This is a genomic window from Mesorhizobium sp. ISC15 (assembly GCF_037162615.1).
Classification (GTDB): domain Bacteria; phylum Pseudomonadota; class Alphaproteobacteria; order Rhizobiales; family Rhizobiaceae; genus Mesorhizobium; species Mesorhizobium mediterraneum.
In genome coordinates this window covers 2,279,381-2,304,913 of sequence record NZ_JAVSPX010000001.1, presented here as the reverse complement: position 1 = coordinate 2,304,913, position 25,533 = coordinate 2,279,381, and the positions used below count along the sequence as shown (strand labels likewise).

Genomic DNA, 25,533 nt, shown 5'->3' with positions numbered 1-25,533 from the left:
GCCGCATATGGAACCCAGCCTAGCCCGCTATATCTGGACGCACACCAAGAAGCAGCAACTCTGGATATTGATGATCGTCGTGCTTTCGATGATCCCGTATTTCATGTCCTTCGACCTGCCGAAACTGATCGTCAACGGCCCGATCCAAGGTGGCGGCTTCGAGCAACCGGGCGCGACCCAGCCATTCATGAGGCTACACTATAACTTGCCGTTCATTGGAGAGGTCCAGTTCTTCTCCGGTTTTCAGCTCGACCGCAAGGAGACGCTGTTTGCCCTGAGCGTTGTGTTTCTCTTGCTAGTCATCATCAACGGCCTGTTCAAACTCTACATCAACACCTACAAGGGCCGCCTCGGCGAACGCATGCTGCGGCGTATCCGTTTCGATCTGGTCGATCGTGTGCTGCGGTTTCCGCCGGTTTACTTCAAGCGGGTGAAATCCGCCGAAGTGGCGACCATGGTGAAGGACGAGGTGGAGCCGCTGGGCGGCTTCATCGGCGATGCCTTCGTGCAGCCGGTGCTGCTCGGCGGCCAGGCGCTGACGGCCATGCTGTTCATCATGGTTCAGAACGTCTGGCTCGGAATGATAGCGGCTGTGATCGTGGGGATCCAGATCGTGCTTATCCCGCGAATGCGGCGGCGGCTGATCGTGCTCGGGCGCGAGCGGCAGTTGACGGCGCGCGCGCTTTCGGGCCGGGTTGGCGAAATCGTCGACGGCATCGGCGCGGTTCACGTCCACGATACATCAAACTACGAGCGCGCCGACATAGCTGCCCGGCTCGGGCTCATCTTTAAGATCCGCTTCGATCTTTACCAATGGAAATTCATGGTGAAGTTCCTCAACAATTTTCTCGCGCAGGTCACGCCCTTTTTGTTCTACATGATCGGCGGGTACCTGGTCATCCAGGGGCGGTTGGACGTCGGCCAGCTCGTGGCCGTGATCGGCGCCTACAAGGACCTGCCCGGACCGATGAAGGAACTGATCGATTGGGATCAGGCGCGGCAGGATGTCCAGGTCAAATATCAGCAGGTCGTTGAACAGTTTACCGCCGAGGGTCTCATTGCGCCGACAATCGGGGCATTGGCGATCGACGATCCCGCTCCGATGACCAACCCCCTGTCGGCCATCAATCTGTCCATGGCAGACGATGGCGGTGCAATGCTCCTCGATCGTATCTCCCTCCAGGTCAGGCCGGGTGAGACGGTGGCGCTGGTCAGCACCACAACAGGTGGAGCGGAGGCGCTTGCAGAAGCCTTCGCGCGGCTGAATCGGCCGGACAGCGGAAGGGTCGCTTCGGGCGCCGACGACCTGCTTGAACTCCCCGAAGCAGTGACCGGCCGGCGCATGTCCTATGCCTCGTCGGATGTTTTCCTGTTCCAGGCAAGCCTCCGCGATAACCTGCTCTACGGGTTGAAGCACGCGCCGCTGACATCGGTGACTTATGAGGGTGCTGCGGCAGACCAGCGCCGCTGGAACATCGACGAGGCGCGTCGGTCGGGCAATCCGGAGCTTGATATCCACAGCGACTGGATCAACTATGCTTCCGCTGGCGCTACCGGCCCGCACGACCTCTTTGAAGCCGTGCGCCGGGTGCTCGACGCGGTTGTTCTGTCGCGCGACATTCTGGATCTTGGCTTGCGCTCTTCGGCCGACCTCACGCGTCACACGGAGCTTGCCAGGCGGATCGTCGAACTGCGTGCGGCGCTGCGAACCCGGCTGGAACACGAAGGGCTGAGCGGACTGGTGGCTCCTTTCGAACCGGGCGCGTACAACAAGGAAGCAACGATCGGCCAAAACCTGCTCTTCGGCGCTGCCGCCGGCCCCGAACTGGCCGACAGGGCTCTGGCGGCCAATCCCTATTTTGCTTCTGTGCTGAAGCAAGCCGGCCTCGACCGCACGTTCTACGAAATGGGCATGGAGATCGCCGAACAGGCGATCGAGCTGTTCGCCGACCTGCCGCCCGATCACCAGTTCTTCCAGCAGCTCGCCTTCATGAGCGCCGAGGAGATACCCGCCTACGAAAGCTTGCTGCAACGGCTCAAAAACCGTCCCTACGAGGCGGTTTCGGAGAACGACCGCGCCATGATCATCACCTTGAGCTTTAACTATATCGAGCCCCGGCACCGCTTCGGCCTGCTGAGCGACGAGCTCATGAGCAAGATCGTCGCTGCACGCAACCAGTTCTATGAAAACCTGCCGCCCGAGCTGCAAAATGCAGTCGAACGATATGATCCTGCCAAATACATTGCCGCGGCTACCGTCATGGACAATGTCCTGTTCGGGCGTGTGGGCACCAACCATCCCGACGCGCCGGACCGTATACGGTCTATCGTCTATGACATCCTTGACGAACTGGGGCTTTATGACGAACTTCTGGATGTCGGCCTGGACTTCAACGTCGGCTCCGGTGGCAGGCGGCTGACCGGTGGACAGCGACAGAAGCTCGATGTTGCCCGGGCCCTGATCAAGCGTCCCGATTTTCTCATTCTCAACCGGCCGCTGTCGGCGCTCGACCAGCGCATGCAGGATAAGGTGCTGCGAAACGTGCTCGAGGAAGCCAGACGCGACGGCCATTCGCCGGCAATTGTGTGGGTCGTGACGAATCCGGCAATGGCGATGATGTTCGATCGCGTTGTCGTCTTCGACTCGGGTCGTTTGGTGGAAGACGGAACACACGAGACACTTTTGGCAGGGAACGGTATCTTCAAGGAACTGCTGTCATAGAGCTTTGGACATTCCGATGGGATCATTCTGCCGGTGGGAACTTGTTGCAAGGTCAAGGGATTGAGGTTTGCACCTGATCCGGGCTCGCTACCATTCGCGTGGTTCGTCTCGCCATCCCGGAAACAGAATTGATTCCATCTGGGCGTCCGTTGGTCTAGTCTGGCAAACGCGAATTGGGAAGGTTTGCGACAATGCTGCTCAAGGATGAAGTTGGAATGCTGCAACGCGTTCCCTTGTTCGCTGCCATCGAGCCGACAAAGCTCAAGCTGCTTGCGTTCACATCCGATCGTGTGAGCTACAGCGCCGGCCAGATCCTTTTCCGGCAGGGCGACGAGGGAGACGCCGCCTATGTCATCCTTTCAGGCAGGGCGGATATTCTGGTCGATTCCGACAGCGGACCGATAAAAGTTGCCGAACTGGAGTCAAATTCGATTGTTGGCGAGATCGCCATATTGTGCAACAGCTCCCGCACTGCCACCGTCAGAGCGGCAAGTCCGCTGGAAGTCTTGAGAATCCGTAAGGATCATTTCCTGAGGCTTATGAGGGAGTTCCCGGAAATGACCATCGAGATATTGCGGGTTCTTGCCGATCGCCTAAGCCATACGACCGCGGATCTGATCGACGCACGAAGCGCCAAATAACCAAGACGTGCGCTCGATCCTCGCCGTCGTGATGGCATTGTCCTCTTGCTGAGAGGGTCGCCCGGAGAAAGCCTGTCTCGCATAGCAGCAGTTGTTTGGCTAAGATGGGCGAAGGGGTAGCATGGACGACGACGTTTTCCTGGTCAGGTTTTGGGGTGTGCGCGGCAGCATTTCGGTATCAGGGCCAGAATTCTCTCGCTATGGCGGCAACACAATCTGCATTGAGATGCGATGCGGTAAGCATACGCTTCTGTTCGACGCGGGCTCTGGCCTACGGCCTGCCGGCGGGGCGCTTCAGGCGTCGGCCGTGACCGATTTCGACCTGCTTTTCACCCATTGCCATTACGATCACATCATCGGGTTGCCGTCTTTTGCGCCGATCTATGACCGGAGCGCCAAGGTTACGCTTTGGTCCGGGCATCTTGCAGGACACATGACGACCCGGCAGATGGTCGATGAGTTCATGCGGCCGCCGTGGTTTCCGGTGAAACTGGAGATCTGCAAGGCAAGCCTCGACTATCGCGATTTCGTATCCGGAGACGTGCTTCGGCCGCGCGAAGGGGTGGTGGTCCGAACCGGCAGTCTTATCCATCCGGGCGGCTGCATAGGCTACCGGGTCGAATGGGGCGGCCGCGTCGTGGCGGTGATCACAGACACTGAGCACGAGCCGGACAAGCTCGATCAGGCGGTGCTCGCCCTGATCGAAGATGCCGACCTCGTCATTTACGATTGCACCTACACCGAGGAGGAAATGGAACGCCGCCGCGGTTACGGGCACTCGACATGGCAACAGGGCGTCAAGCTCTGTGAGGCGGCCGGTGCGCGGGGGCTTGCGCTGTTTCACCACGATCCGACGCGAACCGACGAGGACCTGGACGAGATCGAGAAACTGGCCAAAGACAGGTTTACCGGCGCTTTTGCCGCGCGGGATGGCCAGACGCTCAAATTTCCAGTCTCATTGCGCAAAAAGCGCTGAGCTATTTTCCTCTAGAGCGGTTCACCGTTTCACAGAAACGGCGAACCGCTCTATCTCTTTGTTTTGACGCAATTCCCAAGGGAAAGCGCTACGCGCTTTTCCCGGGAAAACCGCTCACACTTTTCCTGGAATTGCTCTAGCAGCGCTGCGCCCGATCAATGTCCTGATCGGAAGCCATGCGCAGGCTTCAGTCTGTGCGGTGACTGTGAACAGCCGTTCGAGGAAGAGCCAGGCCGATTCATCATGCACGAGATGGTGGGTGAGCAGGCCGACCGGTTCGCCGCCGTCGATTGCATGCTGCAATTGCGCGATGATAGCCTGAACCAATAGGCCATGATCGCGGCAGCCGCGCGTGCCATGCCAATCCATGATGTCGACATTGCTGTTGATGACTGCAAGTGAAGCCGGCCTCGGCGGCCCATAGACCGACAATGCCGAAAATCCTATCGATCCAAGGTCGGATACCAAGCCGGCGTCGATCCTGTTCCAAGGTGGCACCAGCATCGGAACGGCACGTGCGCGGTGCAGTTCGGTTACGTGCGTCAGCCCGCGAGCCAGATCATCGAGCACCGCCTCGCGTGGCCGATGCGCGCCGAGTTCCTGCTTTTTCTGGTGCTCGGGCGCATGATTTCGGTGCGCCCAGCCATGGATGGCGACCGTGGCATGCGGCGCCTCGCCAAGCCGGACGACAAGCTTCTCATCAGTCAGGGCCGGAATGACGGCCAGAGTGACCGGAACCGCGAATTTACCGGTAAGGTCGAGCAGCCGATCAAGCGCAGGCGTCGGATCCACGGCGTCGTCGTCGCGCAGCCAGAACTCTGCCTTACGGTCCGCCCGTTGCAGGCACGCCAGTTCTTCCACCAAGGGCTGCCAGACCTGATCGGATGTCATGAAACCGGGATCTTCGCAAGAAGTTTGGCCAGGCGCGCCGCTGCAACACCGAGGGAACGTTCTTCGAGGATGAAACGCCTGGCTTCCGCGGCCATGATGGTTCTTTCGTCGTTGCCGGCCAGAAGCCTTTCAATGGCAGAAGCGAACGCCGCCACATCGCCCGGCGGGGTGAGAAACCCGGTCTGGCCATCCCGCACGACCTCCGGCACGCCGGCGATGTCCTGAGCCACCACCGGAAGGCCGGCGGCCTGCGCTTCAAGATAGGCAACGCCATAGGCCTCGCCATAACCCGGCCAGACGTAAACTCCCCCACGGTAGAGGACATCCGGCACGGCGGCTGGCTCAATCGCGCCAAGCCATTCGATACGGTCGGCGGGCAAGCCGGCGAATTGCGCTTTGACCTCGTCACGGGCAGGGCCATCCCCGACGACCGACATGGTCCAGGGCAGGTGGCCGATCGGACCGAGCGCCTGCGCCAGCATGCGATAGCTTTCGACTTTGTCGCCCGGGCGCATCATGGCGACGGTAACGAGGCGCGTCGGACAACCCCGTGCCTGCAGTTCCCGGAATACCGATGTGTCGATGAAGGGCGAAAGCATGCCGAGAGCGGCGTCGGGAATCGCATCTGTCAGTCCCTGACGATCCCTTTGCGTGAAGCAAATGTTCAGCGCTGCCTGTTCGACGGCTCGCGCCACCAACGCTTGCGTATCGGCCCACAAGCCGGTGTTGCGCCGCCTCGAATAGGAGGCTTCCGCTGTCACATAGGGGATAGCAAAGGCCGACGCCAGCTCGGGCCCGATCAGGTCGGGCGCCTTGTAATAGAGATGATAGGAGAACCAGAGATCGGGCTTGCCGTCACGATCCCAAAGCTTGGTCAGCCGCGCGGTCTCCTCTCGGGCCTCGGTCTTGAGCGCATCGAAACTCTTCGACTCCGGTTCGCGTAGATACAAGCGCAATTCGGATGCCAGTTCGACGCTATGCCCACCATGCTCCAGCGCCTTGACCAGCATCCGTGCCATCTGGCGGTCGCCGGAGGCAACGGGATGATTGGGTGACTTCAGCGGCGCGTAGAAAGCAATTCGCATCGCCGGACCCTATCATCGGAAAGCCTGCGCAAGTCAATTTCGAACCATGATCGACTTCACCTTCAAGCACTGGAATGTGCTATCTGATGCTCATGGAAACAGCTGCCGCGTCCGACCCGTTTGTCGCTTCTTTGCCGGTCTTCGCAAGGTTCGAAAGCGTTGCCGATATCGATAACTATCGGCCTCTCCCCGATGGCTGGGCGCTGGCCACCGCAGACATCGTCGGCTCGACCAAGGCGATCGAGGCGGGGCGCTATAAAACCGTCAATATGGCCGGTGCCAGCGTCATTTCGGCGCTGCTCAATGCGCTGGGTAGGCAAGATCTTCCCTTTGTCTTCGGCGGCGACGGCGCGCTCGTGGCGTTTCCTGGCTCGGCGCTGGAGATCGTCCGCAACGCGCTGGCGGCTGTCCAGAGATGGGTGGCGGACGAACTGGATCTGACCTTGCGTGCCGCAATCGTGCCGATAAAGGATATAAGAGCGCAAGGCCTCGACGTTCGCGTGGCGAGGTTCCAGGCCTCCGAAGCGGTCTTCTATGCCATGTTCGCCGGAGGTGGCGGCAGTTGGGCGGAAGCCGAGATGAAAGCCGGGCGCTACCGCATCGATCCTGCGCCGGCCGGCGCGCGGCCGGATCTGACCGGCCTCTCCTGCCGCTGGAACCCGATCGAAGCCCGGCATGGCGAAATCGTCTCGATCATAGCCGTACCGGGGGCGTTGCGCGACCTGCGCGGTTTTCAGTTTCTGGCTTCCGACATCATCGCCCTTGCCGGCAGGCAGGAACGCGATGGCCACCCGGTGCCGGTGAACGGGCCGAGCTACAGTTTTCTGCCCGCCGGCCTCGATATCGAGGCGCGGGCCATGGCACCCGCAGGATGGCGGTGGCTATCGAAGCTGTGGGTAGTGTTCCTGATGACGCTTACGGCTGTTACGGATAGATATGGCTGGACGATCGGCAGTTTCGATCCGAAGATCTACAAACGCGACGTGGCCAGCAATTCGGATTTCCGGAAGTTCGACGACGGCTTGAAGATGACCATCGACGTTGACGCGGATGTGATGCAACGGATCGAGAACCGGCTTAAACAGGCGGAAGAGGCGGGCATCTGCAACTATGGCCTGCACCGCCAGAAATCGGCCTTGATGACATGCCTCGTCGCATCGCCGCTGCAGCGCGATCACGTTCATTTCATCGATGGCGCCGCCGGCGGCTATGCGATTGCTGCCGCAAGCCTGAAGGCGAAGGTGCCGGTCTGATGACGGCTTGCGGAAACCGATTTTCCGCAATATGCCTCGGCAATGGTTCTTGGGACCATGGTGCGCCTCGCCATGGGCGCGGACAGCCTGTCCGAATTGACGGGAAGCAGATTTTTGGACGCCTCACGATCGACATATGACCGTCTTCTGAACCGGATTTCGACGCGTGCCGCGCAAGTCGGCGTGATCGGACTGGGCTATGTCGGGTTGCCGCTGGCGGTTGCGATCGCACGCGCCGGATTCCCGGTTTCCGGCTTCGACGTCGAAGCCCAGAAGGTCGAGAGCCTGAACAACGGCCAGTCCTATATTGAGGCGGTGACGTCCACAGCCCTTGCCAGCGAGGTGGCGATCGGACGGTTCCGCGCCACTGCGGATTTTGCCGAACTGGCCGTCTGCGATGTCATCATCATCTGCGTTCCGACACCGCTGACGAAACACCGAGAGCCGGACCTCTCCTTTGTCCGGAACACGGCAGGCACCATCGCGAAGCATTTACGTCTCGGCCAGCTGATCGTGCTGGAATCGACCACCTATCCTGGCACCACCGACGACGTGATCAAGCCCATACTGGAAAAGACCGGCTTGCAGTCGAAGATAGACTTCTTCCTCGGCTTCTCGCCCGAGCGCGAGGATCCCGGCAACCGCAGCTTTGAAGTCGCGACGATCCCCAAGGTCGTGGCAGGTGACGGCATTGAAGCGGCGACGCTCGTGCAGGCTTTCTACCAGGGCGTGGTCAAGACCGTCGTTCCGGTTTCCACCACGGCGACCGCCGAGGCGGTCAAGCTGACGGAAAACATCTTCCGCTCGGTCAACATAGCCCTCGTCAACGAGTTGAAGGTCGTGCTCGGTGCGATGGGCATCGACATCTGGGAGGTGATCGAGGCGGCAAAGACCAAGCCCTTCGGCTACATGCCTTTCTATCCTGGCCCTGGACTTGGCGGGCACTGCGTTCCGATCGATCCCTTCTACCTGACGTGGAAGGCGCGCGAATACGAACTGCCGACCCGCTTCATCGAGCTGGCCGCAGAGATCAACACGGCTATGCCGCGTCATGTCGTCGATGAACTGGCGAAGGCGCTGGACCGGCGCCACGGCAAGGCGCTCAGCCGCTCGCGCATTCTCATCATCGGGCTCGCCTATAAGAAGAATGTGCCCGACATCCGCGAAAGCCCCTCATTGCGGCTCATTGAACTCATCGAGGAATGGGGCGGCAAGGCGGAATTCCACGATCCGCATGTTACCGAAATCCCGACCACACGGGAGCATATGGCGATCAAGGGGCGTCGCTCGGTCGACTTGACCGAGGTGGCCTTGAAGGATTTCGACGCTGTCGTCGTTGCAACCGACCACGACGCGATCGACTATCAGGCGATCGCTGATCACGCTCCTCTGATCATCGACACACGCAATGTTTTTGGCCGCCTCGGGCTAGCCCGAGAGACGGTGGTGAAGGCCTGATGGCGTCCGAGCCGGCGAATTTTTTGCCCGCTGTCAGGATCGTGATTGCATCCCGCCGGCAGCCTCGCCACATGAGGCCCAAGAGTTCGGAGATAGCATGAGCACAGCGCAAGCAGAAATTTCTGCCATTCTCATGGATAAGGTTGCCGATTGGCTGACCCAATCGGCGCTGGCGGGCGACGACCTGGAAACATTGGTAAAGGGCTTTTGTGAACGGCTGGCTGCTGCCGGCCTGCCTTTGAAGCGGGTGCATTTGAGCTTTTCGATGCTTCATCCGCTTTATGACGCGCTTGGCTTCACCTGGCTCCGCGGCCAGGGCCTGGAAGTGGAAGGCTTCCGCAAGGAGGACGGCGTTCATTCTGACAGATTCCTGACCAGCCCATACTATCATCTGCTCAGCAACAAGCTCGACCATCTGCGGCGCCGGCTCGACCCGTCAGTGTCGTCGGAATTTCCTGTTTTCGATGACCTCAGGCTTATGGGCGTCACCGATTACATGGCTTTCGTGCATCCCTTCAGCGGCAATACCAGTCAGGGCATGCTGGGGTCTTGGTCCACCGACAGTGCTGCAGGCTTCAGCGACAGCATGATTTCGGCGCTGCTGCGCATCCAGAACCATCTCGCCATCGCAACCAAGATGGCGGTGCTCACCAAGCTCGCCGACAACATGATGACCACTTATCTCGGCGGCGACGCCGGCAGGCGCGTGCTGGACGGCCAGATCAAGCGCGGCGAGGGCGATACCATCCGGGCCGCACTGGTCATGGCCGATATGCGCGGGTCGTCAAGGCTTGCCGAAACCTCCGGCCGCGAGATCTATATCGATACGCTGAACCAGTTTTTCGACGCCGTTGCCGCACCTTTCAATCGCAGCGGAGGGCAGATCATGAGTTTCATAGGTGATGGCTTCATTGCCGTCTACCCTTGCGAAAGGCATCGCTCGCAGTCCGAGATCGCTTGCCAGGCTGCTCTTGCGGCAGCGCACAAGGCCAGCGCGCGCATAATGGATCTCAATCTGCGCAGAAAGGAGCAGGGGTTAGGCGACATAAAGTTTGGTATCGGCCTGCATGTCGGCAATGTGATGTTCGGCAACGTCGGGCTTACAGACCGGCTCACATTCTCTGTCTTCGGCTCGGCTGTAAACGAGGTCCAGCGCCTCCAGACCCTGACCAAGAAACATCCGCACAGCGTTCTCGCCAGCAAAGACTTCGCCAGCTATTGCGGCGCCAACAGCTGGCTGACGCTCGGCAAGGAGGAACTGGCGGGCATCAAGCAGAAGCTGACGGTGCTTTCACCCGATTTGTCGGGTGCTCTCGCGCTCGATGAAGACGGTGCGCTGGAGCCGATTTACGACCGAATATCGGACGCCGAGCAGGTCATGCTGCTTCATCGCGATGCCGCGCGGCTGTCGGCGGCCGACCCGAGGAAGCTCCAGTAACCGCCACGATCTGATCCGAACGCCTTGGTATGCAGTCCGGTCGCCGGTTCCGCCAGGGAACTGGCGACCGTTTCGAATCCAAGTTGCTCTAGGCTGGCAATACGCTAGTCTCGCTTTTTGGGCCTGCCGCCTGGCAGGCCGCCAGAGTGGGGCTGGTGTGAGAATGAATTCGGGTGTTGATCTGCTGCGGATCGAGGATGTTGGCATCTCTTTTGCCATTATCGGGGGACCCTTGCATGCCGTCAGGCGTGCAAATCTTCGCGTCCTGCCCGGCAAGGTTACCGCGCTTGTGGGCGAGTCCGGTTCCGGAAAATCGGTTCTCAGCCAGGCAGTGATGGGCATTTTGCCGAACACAGCCCATGTTCGCGGCCGTATCCTGTTTTCCGATCCTGAAAAGCCCGGCACGACGCAGGATATCCTGCAGATGCCGCGTGACGGACCCGAAATCCGGGCGTTGAGAGGCAGCCGCATCGGCAAGATCTTTCAGGAGCCGATGACATCACTGTCGCCGCTGCACACGATCGGCAATCAGGTCAGCGAATCCCTGCAGATTCATACGCCCATGGCTCGGGTGGAGCGCAAGGCGCGGACCGAGAAAATGCTCGGCCTTGTCGGTTTTCCCAACCCCAAGCGCGCCTATGACATGTATCCCTTTGAACTTTCGGGAGGATTGCGTCAACGCGCCATGATCGCCATGGCGCTTATCTGCCGGCCCGCCCTGTTGATCGCCGACGAGCCGACGACGGCGTTGGACGTCACCATCCAGGCGCAAATCCTGCAATTGCTGCGCGAGCTTCAGACGAAGCTGAACATGGCGATGCTGCTGATCACGCACGACCTTGGCGTGGTCGCCAATGTCGCCGACGAGGTGGTGGTCATGTACCATGGCGAGATCATGGAAGCGGGACCTGTGGAGGCGATATTCCGCCGGCCAGGCCACCCTTACCTGAAGGGCCTGATGGCAGCCGTTCCGCATTTCGACCTGAAGCCTGGCGAAAGGCTAAAGGCGCTCCGCGAGGTGCCGGTGAATGTCGGGAACCTGCTCGGCAAGCAGACGGCGCCGGCATCGAAGGGGCCGGACGACATCCTGCTGTCGGTCAGGGATCTGACAAAGACCTTCACCATCCGCAAGTCCGGATGGTTCGGCGGAGATCATCAAGCCTCTGTTCGCGCCGTGGACGGCGTGAGCTTCGATATCAGGCGGGGTGAGTGCCTGGGTCTTGTCGGCGAAAGCGGCTGCGGCAAAACCACCGTCAGCAAGATCCTCATGCGGGCTGTCACCCCTAGCGGCGGCTCTGTGATCTTCAACGGCCGCGATGGTCCGATCGACGTCTTGGAAGCCGAGGGAGACGCCCTGCGCATGCTGCGCGCGAAAATCCAGATGGTCTTCCAGGATCCGGTTTCGTCGCTTTCACCTCGCATGACGGTGGAGAACATCTTGAGCGAGCCGCTGGAAATCCATCAACGTGGCAATGCCGCGTCCCGACTCGCCACGGTCAAGAGCCTGATGCAGGCAATCGGGCTCGATCCGCGCTTCATCAAGCGTTATCCGCACAGTTTCTCCGGCGGGCAGCGTCAGCGTATCGGCATCGCGCGCGCGTTGGCGCTGGGGCCTGAACTCCTGATCTGCGACGAGCCGGTTTCGGCACTCGATGTCTCTGTCCAGGCGCAAATCCTGAACCTTCTGAAGGACCTGCAGACGGAACTGGGCCTGACCTACCTGTTCATATCCCACAACCTGGCGGTGGTGGACTACATGGCAGACCGCATCGCGGTGATGTGCGGCGGGCGTATCGTCGAGCTCGCGCCGCGCGAAATTCTGCTTAGGAAACCGGTCCACCCCTACACGCGCTCACTAGTAGCTGCAGTACCTTTCCCCGATCTCGACAGGCCGATGGATTTCAAGACGCTGCAGCTCGGCGGCGCTTCCGACACCAGCGCATGGGGACCGCAATTCCGCGACGAAGGCGACGAGGGTATGCTGTCGCCGCTCGACCTTGGCGGCGGCCACCTCGTGCTGGCCCGGCGTACGGCCGATGTCAGCGAGTTACGCCATTGATCAGCCGGCGCACCGTCCTTGGACTCATGGCTTCGGCATTTCTGCCGGGCACGTCGCACGCCGGCGATCTGGAGCCGGAATTTCTTCAGCCGCGGCTGAAGGCCAAGGCGCTGCCGGCACTCGCCGAACGCTTGCCCAAGAGCCCGCGCGCGTTGAACCTCGCCGCGATGGGCCGGCAGCCCGGCCAGTATGGCGGCACGCTGCGCACGATCATCGGCAGCCAGAAAGATATTCGGATGATGACGATCTACGGATATGCTCGCCTGGTCGGCTATGACGAAAAGCTTAACTTGCAACCCGACATTCTCGAAAGTTTCGACGTAGCGGATGATCGCGTCTTCACTTTCAAGATTCGGGAAGGGCATAAATGGTCTGACGGTAGCCTGCTGACGCCGGAGGATTTTCGTTATTGCTGGGAAGATGTCTGGCTGAACGATGAGCTTTCGCAGGGCGGGCTTGCCCCGACCCTCCTGGCGGACGGCAGGCCGCCACGCTTCGAGATCGTCGATCCGTTGACGGTCCGCTATAGTTGGGATGCGCCCAATCCCGACTTCCTGCCCAAGCTCGCTGCTGCTTCGCCGCTATCGCTTGTTCTGCCGGCCGCCTATCTCAAGCAGTTCCACAAGAAATACCAGGATCCATTCCGGCTCGCCGGCCTGATGAAGGAGAACCGGGCCAAGAAATGGACGCTCCTGCATATCCGCATGTCGCGGCAGTATCGCCCGGAGAACCCGGAACTGCCGACGCTCGATCCCTGGCAGAACCGGACCAAACCGCCGGCCGAGCAATTCGTCTTCGAGCGCAACCCGTTCTTTCATCGAATGGACGAGAATGGCCGGCAACTGCCCTATGTTGACCGGATCGTCATGAATGTCAGCTCGTCGGCGATCATCTCGGCCAAGACCGGTGCGGGCGAGAGCGACCTGCAATGCATGGGAATTGACTTCAGCGATTACTCCTTCCTGAAGGACGCGGAGAAGCGCTACCCGGTGAAGATGCATCTCTGGAAACGCACACAGGGTTCGCGGCTGGCGCTGCTGCCCAATCTGAATTGTTCCGACCAGGTGTGGCGTGGCCTTTTTCGTGACGTGCGCGTGCGCCGTGCCCTTTCGCTCGCTGTGGACAGGCGCGAGATCAATATGGCTGTGTTCTACGGATTGGCACAGGAAAGTGCCGATACGGTCCTGCCGGAGAGCCCGCTCTACCGGCCGGAATTCGCGAAAGCCTGGGTCGCCCATGATCCAGACCAGGCCAACGCCCTGCTCGACGAGGTCGGGCTTCAGACGCGTGACGATGACGGCCTGCGGATACTTCCCGATGGACGCCCTGCGCAGATCATAGTGGAAACGGCCGGCGAAAGCACGCTGGAAACCGACGCGCTCGAACTCATCACCGATCACTGGCGCAAGATCGGCATCGCCCTGTTCATCCGGACTTCGCAGCGCGATATCTTCCGCAGCCGCGCGCTTGGCGGCCAGGTCATGATGTCGATGTGGTCGGGCATCGACAATGGCGTGCCGACCGCCGACATGAACCCGTACCAGCTGGCCCCCACCATCGACGACCAGCTGCAATGGCCGCTCTGGGGTGCCCACTACTTGTCTCATGGCAAGGTCGGTGAGGCGCCCGATCTTCCGCCTGTGGTCGAGTTGATGGCTTTACTCAAGCGCTGGAACGCATCTACCGAAGCCACGGAGCGCGCCGAAATCTGGAACTCGATGCTGTCGATCTACACCGATCAGGTGTTTTCCATCGGCACCGTGAACGGAACGCATCAGCCGGTTCTGGCGTCCTCGCGGCTGCGCAATCTGCCTGACAAGGCGCTCTACGGCTACGACCCGACCGCCTATTTCGGTGTCTACATGCCGGATACATTCTGGCTTGGAGACTCCTGAGCGTGTTTCGATATTTTGTCTGGCGCATCGCCGTGATGGTTCCAACGCTGCTGGTCATATCGGCACTGGTGTTCACGATCATCGAACTTCCACCAGGCGACTATTTCGACAGCTATGTTGCCGAGCTTCGGGCTCAGGGCGAAGCGGTGGATTCCGACCGCATCGAGATGATGCGCGAGGAATATGGTTTCGACCAGCCACCGCTCATTCGCTACTTCTACTGGGTCGGCGGGATGCTACACGGCGATTTCGGCTATTCCTTCGAATATGAGCTGCCGGTTCGCGATGTCGTCGGGGACCGAATGTGGCTCACGGTGCTGGTTTCCTTCGTCACGATCATCTTCACCTGGCTCATCGCCTTTCCGATCGGCATGTACTCCGCCACGCATCAATACAGCTGGGGCGACTACGGCCTGACTTTCTTCGGCCTTCTCGGCCTTGCGATTCCGAACTTCATGCTGGCGCTGATCCTGATGTATTTCGCCAACATCTGGTTCGGCACATCCATCGGCCATCTCATGGACCAGCAATATCTCGGCGAGCCGATGAGCTGGGCCAAGGCGAAGTCGATCCTCGCCCATCTCTGGATTCCGGTCTTGATCATCGGCACCGGAGGCACGGCAAGCATGATCCGGCGGCTGCGCGCCAATCTTCTCGACGAGCTACACAAGCAATATGTCGTGACCGCGCGCGCCAAAGGACTTCATCCGTTCAAGGCGCTGGTCAAATATCCGCTGCGCATGGCGCTCAATTTCTTCATTTCCGACATCGGCTCTATCCTCCCGGCCATCATCTCCGGCGCCGAAATCACGGCGATCGTGCTGTCTTTGGAAACGACCGGGCCGATGCTGATCAAGGCGCTGCAAAGCCAGGACATGTATCTGGCAGGGTCGTTCCTCATGTTCCTCGCCTTCCTGACGGTCATCGGTGTCCTGATTTCCGACCTGGCGCTGGCGCTGCTTGATCCACGAATTCGTTTGCAGGGCGGTAGCACCAAATGAGCACGCATTCGCCCCTGCCCGCTCCGGGTGCTCCGCTGCAACACTACGTTTCCAGCGCGCCCTTTGACCTGCAGTCGGTCGAGGCGATGACGCCGGAGCAGTCGAAGGTCTTTCAGGCGTCGCAGTTGCGGCTGATGTGGTGGAAATTCCGGGAGCACCGGATTGCCGTTATATCCGGCATATTCCTGGCCGTGCTTTATTTCGGGATACTGATTTGCGAATTCCTGGCGCCTTACAATCTGCACACGCGCAACATGGACTACATCTATTCGCCGCCGCAGCGGGTGCACCTGTTCCACGACGGCCAGTTCGTCGGTCCGTTCGTCTATGGCCGCCAGATGACGCTGGATATGGACACGCTCAAGCGGAACTACATCGAGAAAAAGGATGATGTTCAGCGGATCCGTTTCTTCTGCAAGGGCGACAGTTATCAGTTCTGGGGCTTGATCGAAGGTGACAGGCATTTTGTCTGCCCTGCCGAAAACGGCCAGCTCTTTCTGGCCGGCACTGACAGGCTGGGGCGCGACGTGCTCTCGCGCATCATCTATGGCGCACGCATTTCACTGACAATCGGCCTCGTCGGCATCAGTTTCAGCTTCCTGCTCGGCATTGTCATCGGCGGACTGGCCGGCTATCACGGCGGTATCTTCGACCTCATCGTTCAACGGATAATCGAAGTTCTGCAATCGATCCCCAGCATTCCGCTATGGCTGGCTCTGGCGGCGATCATGCCGATAACCTGGAGTCCGATCCTGATCTATTTCGGCATCACCGTCATCCTCGGGCTGCTCGACTGGACCGGACTGGCGCGGGCCGTGCGTTCAAAGCTCTTAGCCTTGCGCGAGGAGGATTACGTTCTGGCCGCCCAATTGATGGGCGCCAGGAGCAGCCGCATTATCGGGCGGCATCTCATTCCCGGCTTCATGTCGCATCTGATCGCGACGGCGACGATCTCCATACCCGGCATGATCCTGGGCGAGACGGCGCTGAGCTTCCTCGGGCTCGGCCTGAGGGCCCCGATAACCAGCTGGGGCATCCTGCTCACCGAGGCGCGCAGCGTCAGCGTCATCGCTTTCTATCCATGGCTGCTTTTGCCGATGCTCCCCGTCATTCTCGTCATCATGGCGTTCAACTTCCTCGGCGACGGCTTGCGGGACGCCGCGGATCCCTACAAGTGAGATCGCTGTTCCGCCGCGCGGCCCTGCCGACGACCCCACCCGGTATGACGCTTGTCGGCGGCCGGTTGGGTTATTGCAGGGTTTGTCGTTCGCCTCTATATGCGGCAAGCCTCGATCGGGGCTGCTGGTTCAGGACATAAATCGCATATGAGTCGCCTTGATAATTTCATCAGCAGGATGACCGCACAGCGCGACATTCTCAATCAAATCTGCCCCGAGGTGGCGAAGATGGAGGGGCTTGTGCTCGAGCTCGGCCTCGGCAATGGCCGGACGTTCCACCATCTGCGCGAGCGCCTGCCCGGGCGCCGGATCGTGGTGTTCGACCGCGAAGTTGGCGCACACGCCAGCTCAATTCCCGAAGCTGAAAACCTCGTGCTCGGCGAAATACGCGAGACGGCCCGCAAGTTCATTGGCATCGACGCCGCTCTTGTTCATGCCGACATCGGCACCGGCTATGACGATCGCGATGCAGTGACCGCTACCTGGCTTCCCGATCTGATTGCGCGCCTGCTTCGCGTCGGCGGCTTCGCGGTCAGTGGCACGCCGCTCGATCACCCGCTGCTGCAACGCCTCCCGCCGCCGACTTCGGAGCCCGCCGATCGTTATTTCCTCTGCAGGCGCGTCTGAGGGGCCGAGACGACCCAAATCTTCAGGGGCCAAATCTTCAGGGGCCAAGTCTTCAGGGGCCAAGTCTTCAGGGGCCAAGTCTTCAGGGGATCGTATAGACTGCTATCTCCCGCTCAATGCCGCGCAGCGAGACCTCGTGGGGCACGGGCGTCAGCGCGTTCCTGTGCAACAGATCGGCGGTGAGATTGTCGTCGACCACCGCACGAGTGGCGAAGATCGCCTGTGCGTTGGCAAGGTTCTGAACCCGTGAAGCAATGTTGACCGTCTGGCCGAAATAGTCCTGTCGCTCGTTCATGGACACGGCGATGCAGGGGCCGGCATGGACTCCGATCTTGAGCAGCAGATCCTCGCGCCCGCTCTTGTCGTTGAGCTCACGCATGGCATCGCGCATCCTGAGGGCCGCGGCAATCGCACGATCAGGCGTCGCGAAGGTCGCCATCACCGCATCACCGATCGTCTTCACCACCGCGCCTGCCTCCGCCGCGACGATCTCATGCAGAACCTGGAAATGCTCGCGCACGAGATCGAAGGCTGAAAGATCGCCCACCCGCTCGTAAAGCTCGGTCGATCCGCGCAGGTCGGTGAACAGGAAGGTCAGGCTGGTGATTTTCAGGCGCTGGTTGATGTCGAGCGTATCCGTGCGATAGAGATCGCGAAAAGTCTGGTTGGTGAGCAGGCGCTTGGCGGTCAGGAAGGGCCGGCGTTTGCCCAAGAAATCATGCAATTCCTGGCCGGCGATGAAGACCGTCGGCAGCACGCGGGCATCGGTCCTGTTCTCCAGCGAAATGCGCAACGGGCCGGGTTGCATCTCCAGCGTCTGGTTCTGGACATGGTCGCGGTCGAACACCAAAGAGAGGCTTCGGCGCTCTTTTGTTGGTTCGCCCTTCCCGTCGATGAACTGCACTGAATGGGTGACCGGCTCGAAGACGATGACGAATTCAGACGGAAGCTGTATGGGCAGAACCGCCTTTTCACCAGGGGCAAGCTCGATATCCTCCAGCGAGAATGCTTCCATCTTCTTCGCGAAATCCTCTTCCGGCAGATCGACGCCGGACGCCCAGTAGATCTGGCGAAAATATTCCATCAACGGCAATTCGTGTGGATTGTGAGCGGCAATCCTGCGCACGCGGGGGCTGACGGTGAATGTCACCTCGACCATCTCGTCGAGGGTCGGCGAATAGCCCTCGGAGCATAGCGCGCAGGTGTATTCGTCCTTCTGCAAGGTTTTCAGCGTGGCGTTGGTGTCGAGCACGCCGCCACAGCCGGGGCATAGAACATTCCAGGAAATGTCGAAGATGCCCACCCGTGCCGCATGGAGAAAGGCGCTTATGGCGCGCTCCTCGTCGAGGCCATGCTTGCTGGCGAAGGCTGGCACATTGATGCGACAAAGCTCGCGGTCGTTGCCCTCCTCGATGGTTCGCTTGATCGCGTCGATTGCCAGTAGATCGACATCGGTCGATTGCCGCAGAAGCGAGAACAGATCCTGAGCTTCGTTCATCGTGCAGGCTCCGGGAAATGCACCCTAGAGGCGTGTTGGCCGGACCGGGTTTCGGTCCGAGCGCTCCATCTTACTTCGAAACGGACCGTACGGCCATTCGAATGGATAAGCCGGTGACAGCTCAATTTCCATTCGGGCGGATTTTCACCGGCCGCAAGCGGCACTATGATGGGTCCATGAGGCATTCATCTTTCGGACTTTCTCCCATGCCGACATCCGACAACCCGCCATTTCCCGCGGCTCTGCGCCTTTTCTCGGTGGTGGTCATCATCGTCCTGATCGTAGGCGCCGGCCTGTTTTTTGCGCCTGTGCTGGTCAAGCCGCGCTGGCCTTGGGCCGTCACGCCGTTCAATGCCCGCTTCCTCGGCGGCTTCTACACCGCCGAAATGGTCATGATGGTGGCGTTGCTGGTCTGGAACCGCTGGTCGCCCGGCAGGCTCGTGCTCGTCATGGCCTTCATCTTCACCGTCATCGTGTCGGTGGCTTCGTTCATCAATCTCGGCTATTTCAACTTCGAGCGCAAAGCGCCCTGGCTCTGGTTTTTGGTCTATCTTGCTTCGGTCGCGGTATCCGGGCTGTTCCTGTGGCGGGCCAGGGCCCGTCCTTCTGCAAAAGGCGTGATCTTAAACCCCGCATGGCGCGGCTACATGCCGGTGGAATCGGCGATCCTTGGGCTCTATGGAGTCGGCCTGTTGCTGTTTCCCCTGACATTCAGCGGCTTCTGGCCATGGCCGATCGATGCCTTCCACGCTCAGGTCTACAGCGCTATCTTCCTCGCCGGTGCGGGCGGTGTGTATCTCGTCTGGAGAAGCGCGCCGCGCGAGGAACTGCTGGTGCTCGGCTTGGCGCAGTTTCTGGTTGGCCTGCTTGCCATCCTTGGCCTCGTCATCACCGACGCTGCGGTGCACCGGATCGACTGGACGGCGACCGGGACATTGCGCTGGCTCGCCCTTTTCGGCTGGATCGGCATCAGCGGCGTCTTCAAACTCTACGCCGCCTCCCGGTATATTAGCTCGCAATCGGCATAGGTTGCGGAGACGGCTGGATTTTTAGGTGACGTCCGGTGCATCGTGCCGGGCCGATTGCTTTGCCGGGAGCGCCATGACCAGCACGACCTCGCCATCCTCCGAGAAGATCCAGCCGCAGCTCCGGGCCGTCCGGCCAAGCGATGCGGAGGCGCTCTGCGCTATCTTCAACATGCCGGGCTTCCGCTGGGGCACGCTCAGGATGCCCTTCGAGATGGTGGAGCAGGTGGAGCGGCGCATCGCCAAGTCCGGCCAGGAAACCACCTGGATCGTTGCCGAGTTGGACGGCAAGGTCGTCGGCCATGGCAGCCTGGTCGTGCAGGGTTCGCCGCGCCGTTCGCATATCGGCGAGATCAATATCGGCCTTGACGATGCCTTTGTCGGCAAGGGCATCGGCTCTGCCATACTTGGCGCGCTGCTTGACGTGGCCGACAACTGGCGCGCCCTGAAGCGGGTCGAATTGACCGTCTATGCCGACAACGAACCGGCCGTCCGTCTCTACACAAGCCACGGCTTCGAGGTCGAAGGCCGGCATGTGAAGGCCGGCTTTACCGACGGGCAGTACCACGACCTCCTGAGCATGGCCCGGCTGCGGTTCTGAGATCCGCTGTTTGGCCTTAACTGTTTGGCCAATCTAACAATTCGTGCCGGCGAACAGGTGATTGCTCATGGAGAGCTCCGTAGGATACGGTCAATTTCGTCTCACACCATTTTGATCGAGTTGACAATCTACGTGTGGGCCGGCTGCATCCAGCAAGTCTGGTCTCCCTTGGCGTTTGCGCCGCAAGTGGCTAGACGGGACCAATGACCGCTGTCTTTGACCCAACCCCTACGCCTCCGGTGGAAATTCTGGCAGTGCTGTCGCTGCTCTGCCCGGAAGTTGTGCGTGACATAGAGCAGAACTGGAATGCACCGGTTTCCGATTATGCCCGCCATCTGTGGCGGCCGGTGGCAAGGCCTGCATCGGGCCCGGCGATCGCTGCCCGCTCGATCCTGCGCGAAGTCCTGCGTCAGCGCCTTGGGGTGATCATGCAGCCTGAAGAGATCGGCAAGGCCCTCGAAGAGTTCGAGCACAGACCGGTGATTCAGTCCGGCCTGCACTGCCTGCTTCTGATGGACCGGATCACCTTCGATGCCCTCCTGCTTGCCTGGCTCGGCGCGGTCGAAAACGGGCTCTCGGCCTTCTTCAGCTTCATGGGAACGACGATGACCATGGAGACAATTGGCCGGGAGGGGCCGGGATGGCTCGATGTCGGTGACGACAAGGTCAACCTGTTTGGCATGGGGCGCCACAAACTGTGCCGCAAAAGCGCCTGCGTGGTCGGTCCCGTCACCCTCAACAAGCGCGCGCTCGAAGCGGTGGGCGACGAAACGGATGCCAGCCGCTGGCTGGGCACACTGCTTGCCAGCCAGGACAAGGTGTTTGGAACCGCCGCCGATGCGCTGACAGCCCTCAACGAGGATCTGGTCGCCGATTGGGATCGTTCCGGCATGGCCCTGCCGGTTTTCATCGATGATCGGCTCGCCGCGGCTGCCGTGGCGCGGCATCTAGAACATGATGGCAGCCTTCTTTCCGGGCTGCTCATTGAGCCCGCAAGGCGCCAGCGTCTGGAATGTGCCTTGCAAGCGGCCGCATCGAGCCCATTTGGCAGATTCCTGCCCAATGCCACGGCCTATTTCTGGGGCATCCGCGAGGAGCGCGTGCGCAAGCTCGTCCTCGAGAACGGGCACCTGATCGAGCCTGACAGGCCGAATGGTCTTTCCATCCCGTTCGAGCGGCCGCATCTCAGGCAGGCGCTGCTGGACGGCGTGCTGCTGCCGAACTTGTTCCTGATGTTCCTCGTCCTTGCCATATTGCCGCGCGTGCGGGTTGTGGGCGGCCTGAGACAGATTGGTTATGTAGCGCTTTTCCACTCTATCCTGCTGGCTGCGCTAGATGAAAACTCGCCGGAAGAGCGCGATCTGGCTGCGGAGCTGCACGTTCGGGAAAATGCCTGGGGCATGCGGGTCATCGATGAAAAGATCTCGGTCCGCGAGCAGCTTGCCGGCCTACCGGAAGGGGCGCTCTTCCCGGACCTGCTCCGGCAATACCGTTTGCGGACGCTTGCCGAGACGACCGACGACCTGAAACTGGTTCGCGAAAACGCCCGATGGCGCAAGATCGGCCAGGCAGAGATCAAGGCGAGCTGAGCCTCGCTTCAGGTTGATTTTCTGGTCCGCAACCCCAAGCGACGGCGATCTATGGGTGAGCCTCTGGTGTCTGATCCGGCCGCTTCCTTGACGCTGATGCCTTTCGGGATTTCGACGACGGCTTCCGCCTTGATCGGCAGCGCTCTGCCACCGGACCCACACTGACCGTTCGATGCCCATTTGCGCTGCCGCTTGCTGGTCGACGGTTATCGGTTCATCCTTGTGAAATACCCTGGCCGTGAAGTGCGTAGTGAGATCACGCCGGCACGGCCCCTAGTGAGGTCTCGTCCCTATGGACTGCTCGGGCTGCGGTTTCGAGGTTGAGGGCGGTTACGCTTTCTGTCCGAGGTGTGGCAGGCGCCAGCCCGTGCCATGCGCCAGTTGCGGCTACCCCTGCGCACCTGATTTCGAGTTCTGTCCGAAATGCGGGGCAAGCGTCGGTGCGCCCGCAAAAACCGTCGAACGGCCTGCTCCTACACCAAGCCGGACCGTTGTGCCGCCTTCTCGAACTCCGTCGCTGCTTCCGAACATCGAAAGCGAAGATGGGCTGCATCCCGTCTCTGACGCCGATCGCCGGACGGTAACAGTCCTGTTCGCCGACCTTTGCGGCTTCACGACACTCAGCGAGCAGCTCGACCCCGAGGTCATGCAAGCGCTGCAGAACGAACTGTTCAAGGAATGGACGGCGGCCGTGCGAAACTTTGGTGGTTTCGTCGACAAATTCATCGGCGATGCACTGCTCGCCTTGTTCGGTGCGCCGGTTGCGCATGAGGACGATCCGGAACGTGCGCTTCGCGCCGCTCTCGACATGATCGCCCGGACGGCGCGGCTCGGCGAAAGCACCCCCCACTCCGGCTCGCCTCTGTTACTCCACATCGGCATAAACACTGGTCCGGTCGTTACTGGTGGATTGGGCATCGGCACCGCCAAATCCTATTCGGTGACCGGCGACACAGTGAATACGGCGCAACGCCTGCAATCGCTGGCCGCACCGGGTGAGGTGCTGGTGGGCGAGCTCACTCACAGGCTGACCCGGCATGCCTTCTCTTACGAGCCGCTGGGTGATGTCGTGTTTCGCGGCAAGGCTGGCAGTGTGCTCGTCCATCGACTGGATGCACCGCTTGCGGCGCCGCGTGCAGCGCGTGGGCTCGAGGCGCTCGGCCTCAGTGCGCCGATAATAGGTCGTGGTGCGGAGTTCAATAGAATGCTGGCGAGCCTTGACCAGGCCTGCGGCGGCTCGGCCCAACTTGTCCGCCTCGTCGGAGAAGCCGGTATCGGGAAATCGCGGCTGGTGAAGGAGTTCGTCGCCCGCGTCGGCGACGACGATCGTTTTCGCAACGTCGCCGTGCGGCTGGCCACCTGCTCACCGCTGGGCGAACAATCATTTGGCGCCTTGGGCGCAGTGGTGCGCAGCGCTGCCGGGATGATGCAAAATGACAGTGGGGACGAAGTGCGGGGGAAGCTCGCAGGCTTGCTTACCGATCTCGGCCTACAGGGCGAGGAGGCGAAGCGGCTGATGCCTTTGCTCTACCATGTGCTCGGCCTTGGCGACCCGGACGCCACCTTGCAGCATGTCGAGCCCGAGCAGTTGCGGCGGCAAATTCTCTACGCAGTCCGCACAATCATCGAACGGCGGCTTGCGTTGTCGCCGCTGTTAATTGTCGTCGAAGACCTGCACTGGGCCGACGCCGTGTCGCTCGAGGCACTACGTTTCGTGATGGACAGGTTGGAACGCACGCGGTTGATGTTGCTGGTCACGCATCGTCCGGCGCCGGACAACGGCCAGCTCGACTCTAGTCGGGTCAGTCACACAGCGCTCAGGCTTTCGCCGCTCAACAATGATGACGGACGCAGCCTGCTGGCGGCGCTTTTCGGCGAGAGCTGGGTAAACTCCGCAGGAGGGCTTCTCGACCAGATCCTCGAGCGCGCGGGCGGCAACCCCCTTTTTGTAGAGGAGATCGTTCGCGGCCTTATCGATCGCGGTGTACTGATGCGCGAGGGCCAGCGATGGCGGACTGTGGCAGGCGAAGTCGCAACCGGCATTCCCGCCACTATCCAGGCAATGTTGCTTGCTCGCGTCGACCGGCTGCCCCAAGAAGTGCGCCGGTTGGCCCAGGAAGCCGCGGTAATCGGCCCGCGCTTCGATGCCACACTTCTGAAAGCCGTGACAGCCGACCCCGGTCGGCTAGAAGCCGGCTGCGAACTGCTTTGCGATGCGGAAATCATCGAGGAAGTTGCCGGATCAGGCTCGGTCTCGTCGCAAAGCTACCGCTTTACGCAAACATTGCTGCAGGACGTGATCTACCAGAATCTGCTCCTGCAACGCCGGACCGACATCCATGGGCGGGTCGGTGCTGCCTTGGAGCAACTGTGCGGCGACAAGCCGGAACGGCTCGAGGATTTGACCGTGCTCGGTCATCATTTCGCACAGAGCGCCGAGCGGGAGAGGGGCGCGCATTACCTGCAGGCGGCGGGCGATCGCGCTCGCATGATATACGCCAACGACGACGCCCTTCGTTTTTACGAGCGAGCACTGACTGCGTTGGGCGCGATCGGGCAAACACCGCTGAAACTGGCAATTGCAGAGCGCATTGCCGATTTGAGCGGCCCGGTAGGCCGCCGCGAGATCGCGCACCACCACTACGAGACGGTGTTGCAGGCATACCGCGAGTCAGCCAATCGTGTCGCTTCGGCGCGCGTTTTACGCAAGATCGGTCGGCTGCTCTGGGACGTCGGCAAGCGGGACAACGCAGAATCCCGCTATGCTGAAGCGGCAGCGCTCCTCGATGGAGCGGATGCCCCGATCGAGCAGGCGCATCTCTGGCAAGAACGTGGCCGACAGGCGTTCCGTAGCGGAGATCACGCTCTCGCGGCAAAATGGGCGGACGCGGCGCTGGATTGCGTACGCACTCTGACAACGGAGCATGTCTCCGAGGTAGGGTGTGATGCCACTCTCGTGACCGCCGAGGCACTTAATACCAAGGCTGTTGCGCTGGCTCGCCTTGGGCAAAACCGTGAAGCCGTGCGTCAGGTTGAGCGTAGCATTGAATTGGCCGAAGCCGCCGGTCTACTGGGCGCGGCGTGCCGCGGCTACACCAATCTCGGCGTGCTTTATACGACCATCGATCCGGCACAGGCGATGGAGGTCTGTATGCGCGGTCTTGAAGTGGCGCGCCATATTGGTGATTTGGGTTTCCAGGCGCGCCTCCTCGCCAATCTGGCGGTCGCTTGTTGTACTTTCACGGATCGCTGCCCAAGGGAGGGCGTGCCTGCTGCCGAGAAGGCCATCGAGATCGACCGGGCGCTCGACCAGCGCGAGCACCTGCCGGTGCCGTTGATCGTGCTTGGGCAGATCCACCAGTGCAACGGCCGTCCGGAGCTGGCGATTGGCTTGTTCCACGAAGCACTCGACGTAGCCCGCGAAACGGGCGAGCCCCAACTGCTGTTTCCGTGCTATGATGGGCTCGCAACGCTTAATCTCGACCTCGACAATCTGGCCGAGGCCGAACGCTACTTTTCCCTGGCGCAGGGAATATGCGCCCAGCACGGGCTCGACCCGGAAGCGCTTGTGGTGCTGCCTTTTCTCGACTAGCCGG

General features: G+C 60.9%; 18 protein-coding genes. 15 read left to right on the top strand and 3 right to left on the bottom strand.

From position 1 onward, the window contains the following. Positions 1–7: 7 nt before the first annotated feature. The 3 genes from RPG13_RS11140 (at position 8) to RPG13_RS11130 (ending at position 4,339) form a co-directional block, all read left to right on the top strand. Positions 8–2,722, top strand: a complete 2,715-nt coding sequence (locus RPG13_RS11140; RefSeq protein ID WP_095483625.1) for an ABC transporter transmembrane domain-containing protein — start codon at positions 8–10, stop codon at positions 2,720–2,722. 191 nt (positions 2,723–2,913) lie between these two features. Continuing rightward, positions 2,914–3,363 carry a cyclic nucleotide-binding domain-containing protein gene (locus RPG13_RS11135; RefSeq protein WP_095483624.1) on the top strand — a complete coding sequence of 150 codons (450 nt, stop codon included), beginning with the start codon at positions 2,914–2,916 and terminating at the stop codon, positions 3,361–3,363. A gap of 121 nt (positions 3,364–3,484) precedes the next feature. Continuing rightward, the gene (locus RPG13_RS11130; protein ID WP_095483623.1) at positions 3,485–4,339 is read left to right on the top strand and encodes an MBL fold metallo-hydrolase; all 855 of its coding nucleotides are present in this window, start codon (positions 3,485–3,487) and stop codon (positions 4,337–4,339) included. 114 nt (positions 4,340–4,453) lie between these two features. Here RPG13_RS11130 and RPG13_RS11125 read toward each other — a convergent pair whose 3' ends face one another. Together RPG13_RS11125 and RPG13_RS11120 are read right to left on the bottom strand one after the other, a co-directional pair. Further along, on the bottom strand, positions 4,454–5,230 hold the full coding sequence (locus tag RPG13_RS11125; RefSeq protein ID WP_127289332.1) for a polysaccharide deacetylase family protein: 777 nt from the start codon (positions 5,228–5,230) through the stop codon (positions 4,454–4,456). Then, complete coding sequence (locus tag RPG13_RS11120; RefSeq protein WP_127289330.1) at positions 5,227–6,315, bottom strand: glycosyltransferase family 4 protein; 1,089 nt, start codon at positions 6,313–6,315, stop codon at positions 5,227–5,229. Before RPG13_RS11120 ends, RPG13_RS11125 begins: the two co-directional genes overlap by 4 nt. 92 nt (positions 6,316–6,407) lie before the next feature. On the opposite strand from RPG13_RS11120, the gene RPG13_RS11115 reads away from it, so the two are divergent. The 8 genes from RPG13_RS11115 (at position 6,408) to RPG13_RS11080 (ending at position 17,224) form a co-directional block, all read left to right on the top strand. After that, positions 6,408–7,568: a DUF3095 domain-containing protein gene (locus RPG13_RS11115; RefSeq protein ID WP_127289797.1), complete on the top strand. Its 1,161-nt coding sequence runs from the start codon at positions 6,408–6,410 to the stop codon at positions 7,566–7,568. A 114-nt stretch (positions 7,569–7,682) separates the two neighbouring features. Beyond that, complete coding sequence (locus tag RPG13_RS11110) at positions 7,683–9,026, top strand: nucleotide sugar dehydrogenase (RefSeq protein WP_292501966.1); 1,344 nt, start codon at positions 7,683–7,685, stop codon at positions 9,024–9,026. Between the two features lie 97 nt (positions 9,027–9,123). Then, on the top strand, positions 9,124–10,464 hold the full coding sequence (locus RPG13_RS11105) for an adenylate/guanylate cyclase domain-containing protein (protein WP_095483620.1): 1,341 nt from the start codon (positions 9,124–9,126) through the stop codon (positions 10,462–10,464). A gap of 163 nt (positions 10,465–10,627) precedes the next feature. Then, on the top strand, positions 10,628–12,523 hold the full coding sequence (locus RPG13_RS11100) for an ABC transporter ATP-binding protein (protein WP_127289326.1): 1,896 nt from the start codon (positions 10,628–10,630) through the stop codon (positions 12,521–12,523). Next, entirely contained in the window at positions 12,520–14,418 is a 1,899-nt protein-coding gene (locus RPG13_RS11095; protein WP_292713288.1) for an ABC transporter substrate-binding protein, read from the top strand. Before RPG13_RS11100 ends, RPG13_RS11095 begins: the two co-directional genes overlap by 4 nt. A 2-nt stretch (positions 14,419–14,420) precedes the next feature. Beyond that, positions 14,421–15,419 (top strand): ABC transporter permease, encoded by a 999-nt coding sequence (locus tag RPG13_RS11090; protein WP_337125026.1) that lies wholly within the window; start codon positions 14,421–14,423, stop codon positions 15,417–15,419. Further along, on the top strand, positions 15,416–16,597 hold the full coding sequence (locus RPG13_RS11085; protein WP_292622180.1) for an ABC transporter permease: 1,182 nt from the start codon (positions 15,416–15,418) through the stop codon (positions 16,595–16,597). Before RPG13_RS11090 ends, RPG13_RS11085 begins: the two co-directional genes overlap by 4 nt. A 147-nt stretch (positions 16,598–16,744) precedes the next feature. Beyond that, positions 16,745–17,224 carry a class I SAM-dependent methyltransferase gene (locus tag RPG13_RS11080; protein ID WP_095483615.1) on the top strand — a complete coding sequence of 160 codons (480 nt, stop codon included), beginning with the start codon at positions 16,745–16,747 and terminating at the stop codon, positions 17,222–17,224. Between the two features lie 82 nt (positions 17,225–17,306). Here the strand turns inward: RPG13_RS11080 and RPG13_RS11075 are convergent, their stop codons facing one another. Beyond that, a complete protein-coding gene (locus RPG13_RS11075; RefSeq protein ID WP_095483614.1) occupies positions 17,307–18,722 on the bottom strand; it encodes an adenylate/guanylate cyclase domain-containing protein in 1,416 nt (471 codons plus the stop codon). A gap of 206 nt (positions 18,723–18,928) precedes the next feature. On the opposite strand from RPG13_RS11075, the gene RPG13_RS11070 reads away from it, so the two are divergent. From RPG13_RS11070 to RPG13_RS11055, 4 genes are all read left to right on the top strand, one after another. Continuing rightward, positions 18,929–19,750 (top strand): hypothetical protein, encoded by an 822-nt coding sequence (locus RPG13_RS11070; RefSeq protein WP_337125025.1) that lies wholly within the window; start codon positions 18,929–18,931, stop codon positions 19,748–19,750. Between the two features lie 73 nt (positions 19,751–19,823). After that, positions 19,824–20,348 carry a GNAT family N-acetyltransferase gene (locus RPG13_RS11065; RefSeq protein ID WP_128241304.1) on the top strand — a complete coding sequence of 175 codons (525 nt, stop codon included), beginning with the start codon at positions 19,824–19,826 and terminating at the stop codon, positions 20,346–20,348. 203 nt (positions 20,349–20,551) lie between these two features. Further along, a complete protein-coding gene (locus RPG13_RS11060; protein ID WP_337125024.1) occupies positions 20,552–21,937 on the top strand; it encodes a hypothetical protein in 1,386 nt (461 codons plus the stop codon). 292 nt (positions 21,938–22,229) lie between these two features. Then, positions 22,230–25,529: an ATP-binding protein gene (locus tag RPG13_RS11055; protein ID WP_337125023.1), complete on the top strand. Its 3,300-nt coding sequence runs from the start codon at positions 22,230–22,232 to the stop codon at positions 25,527–25,529. Positions 25,530–25,533 lie beyond the last annotated feature (4 nt).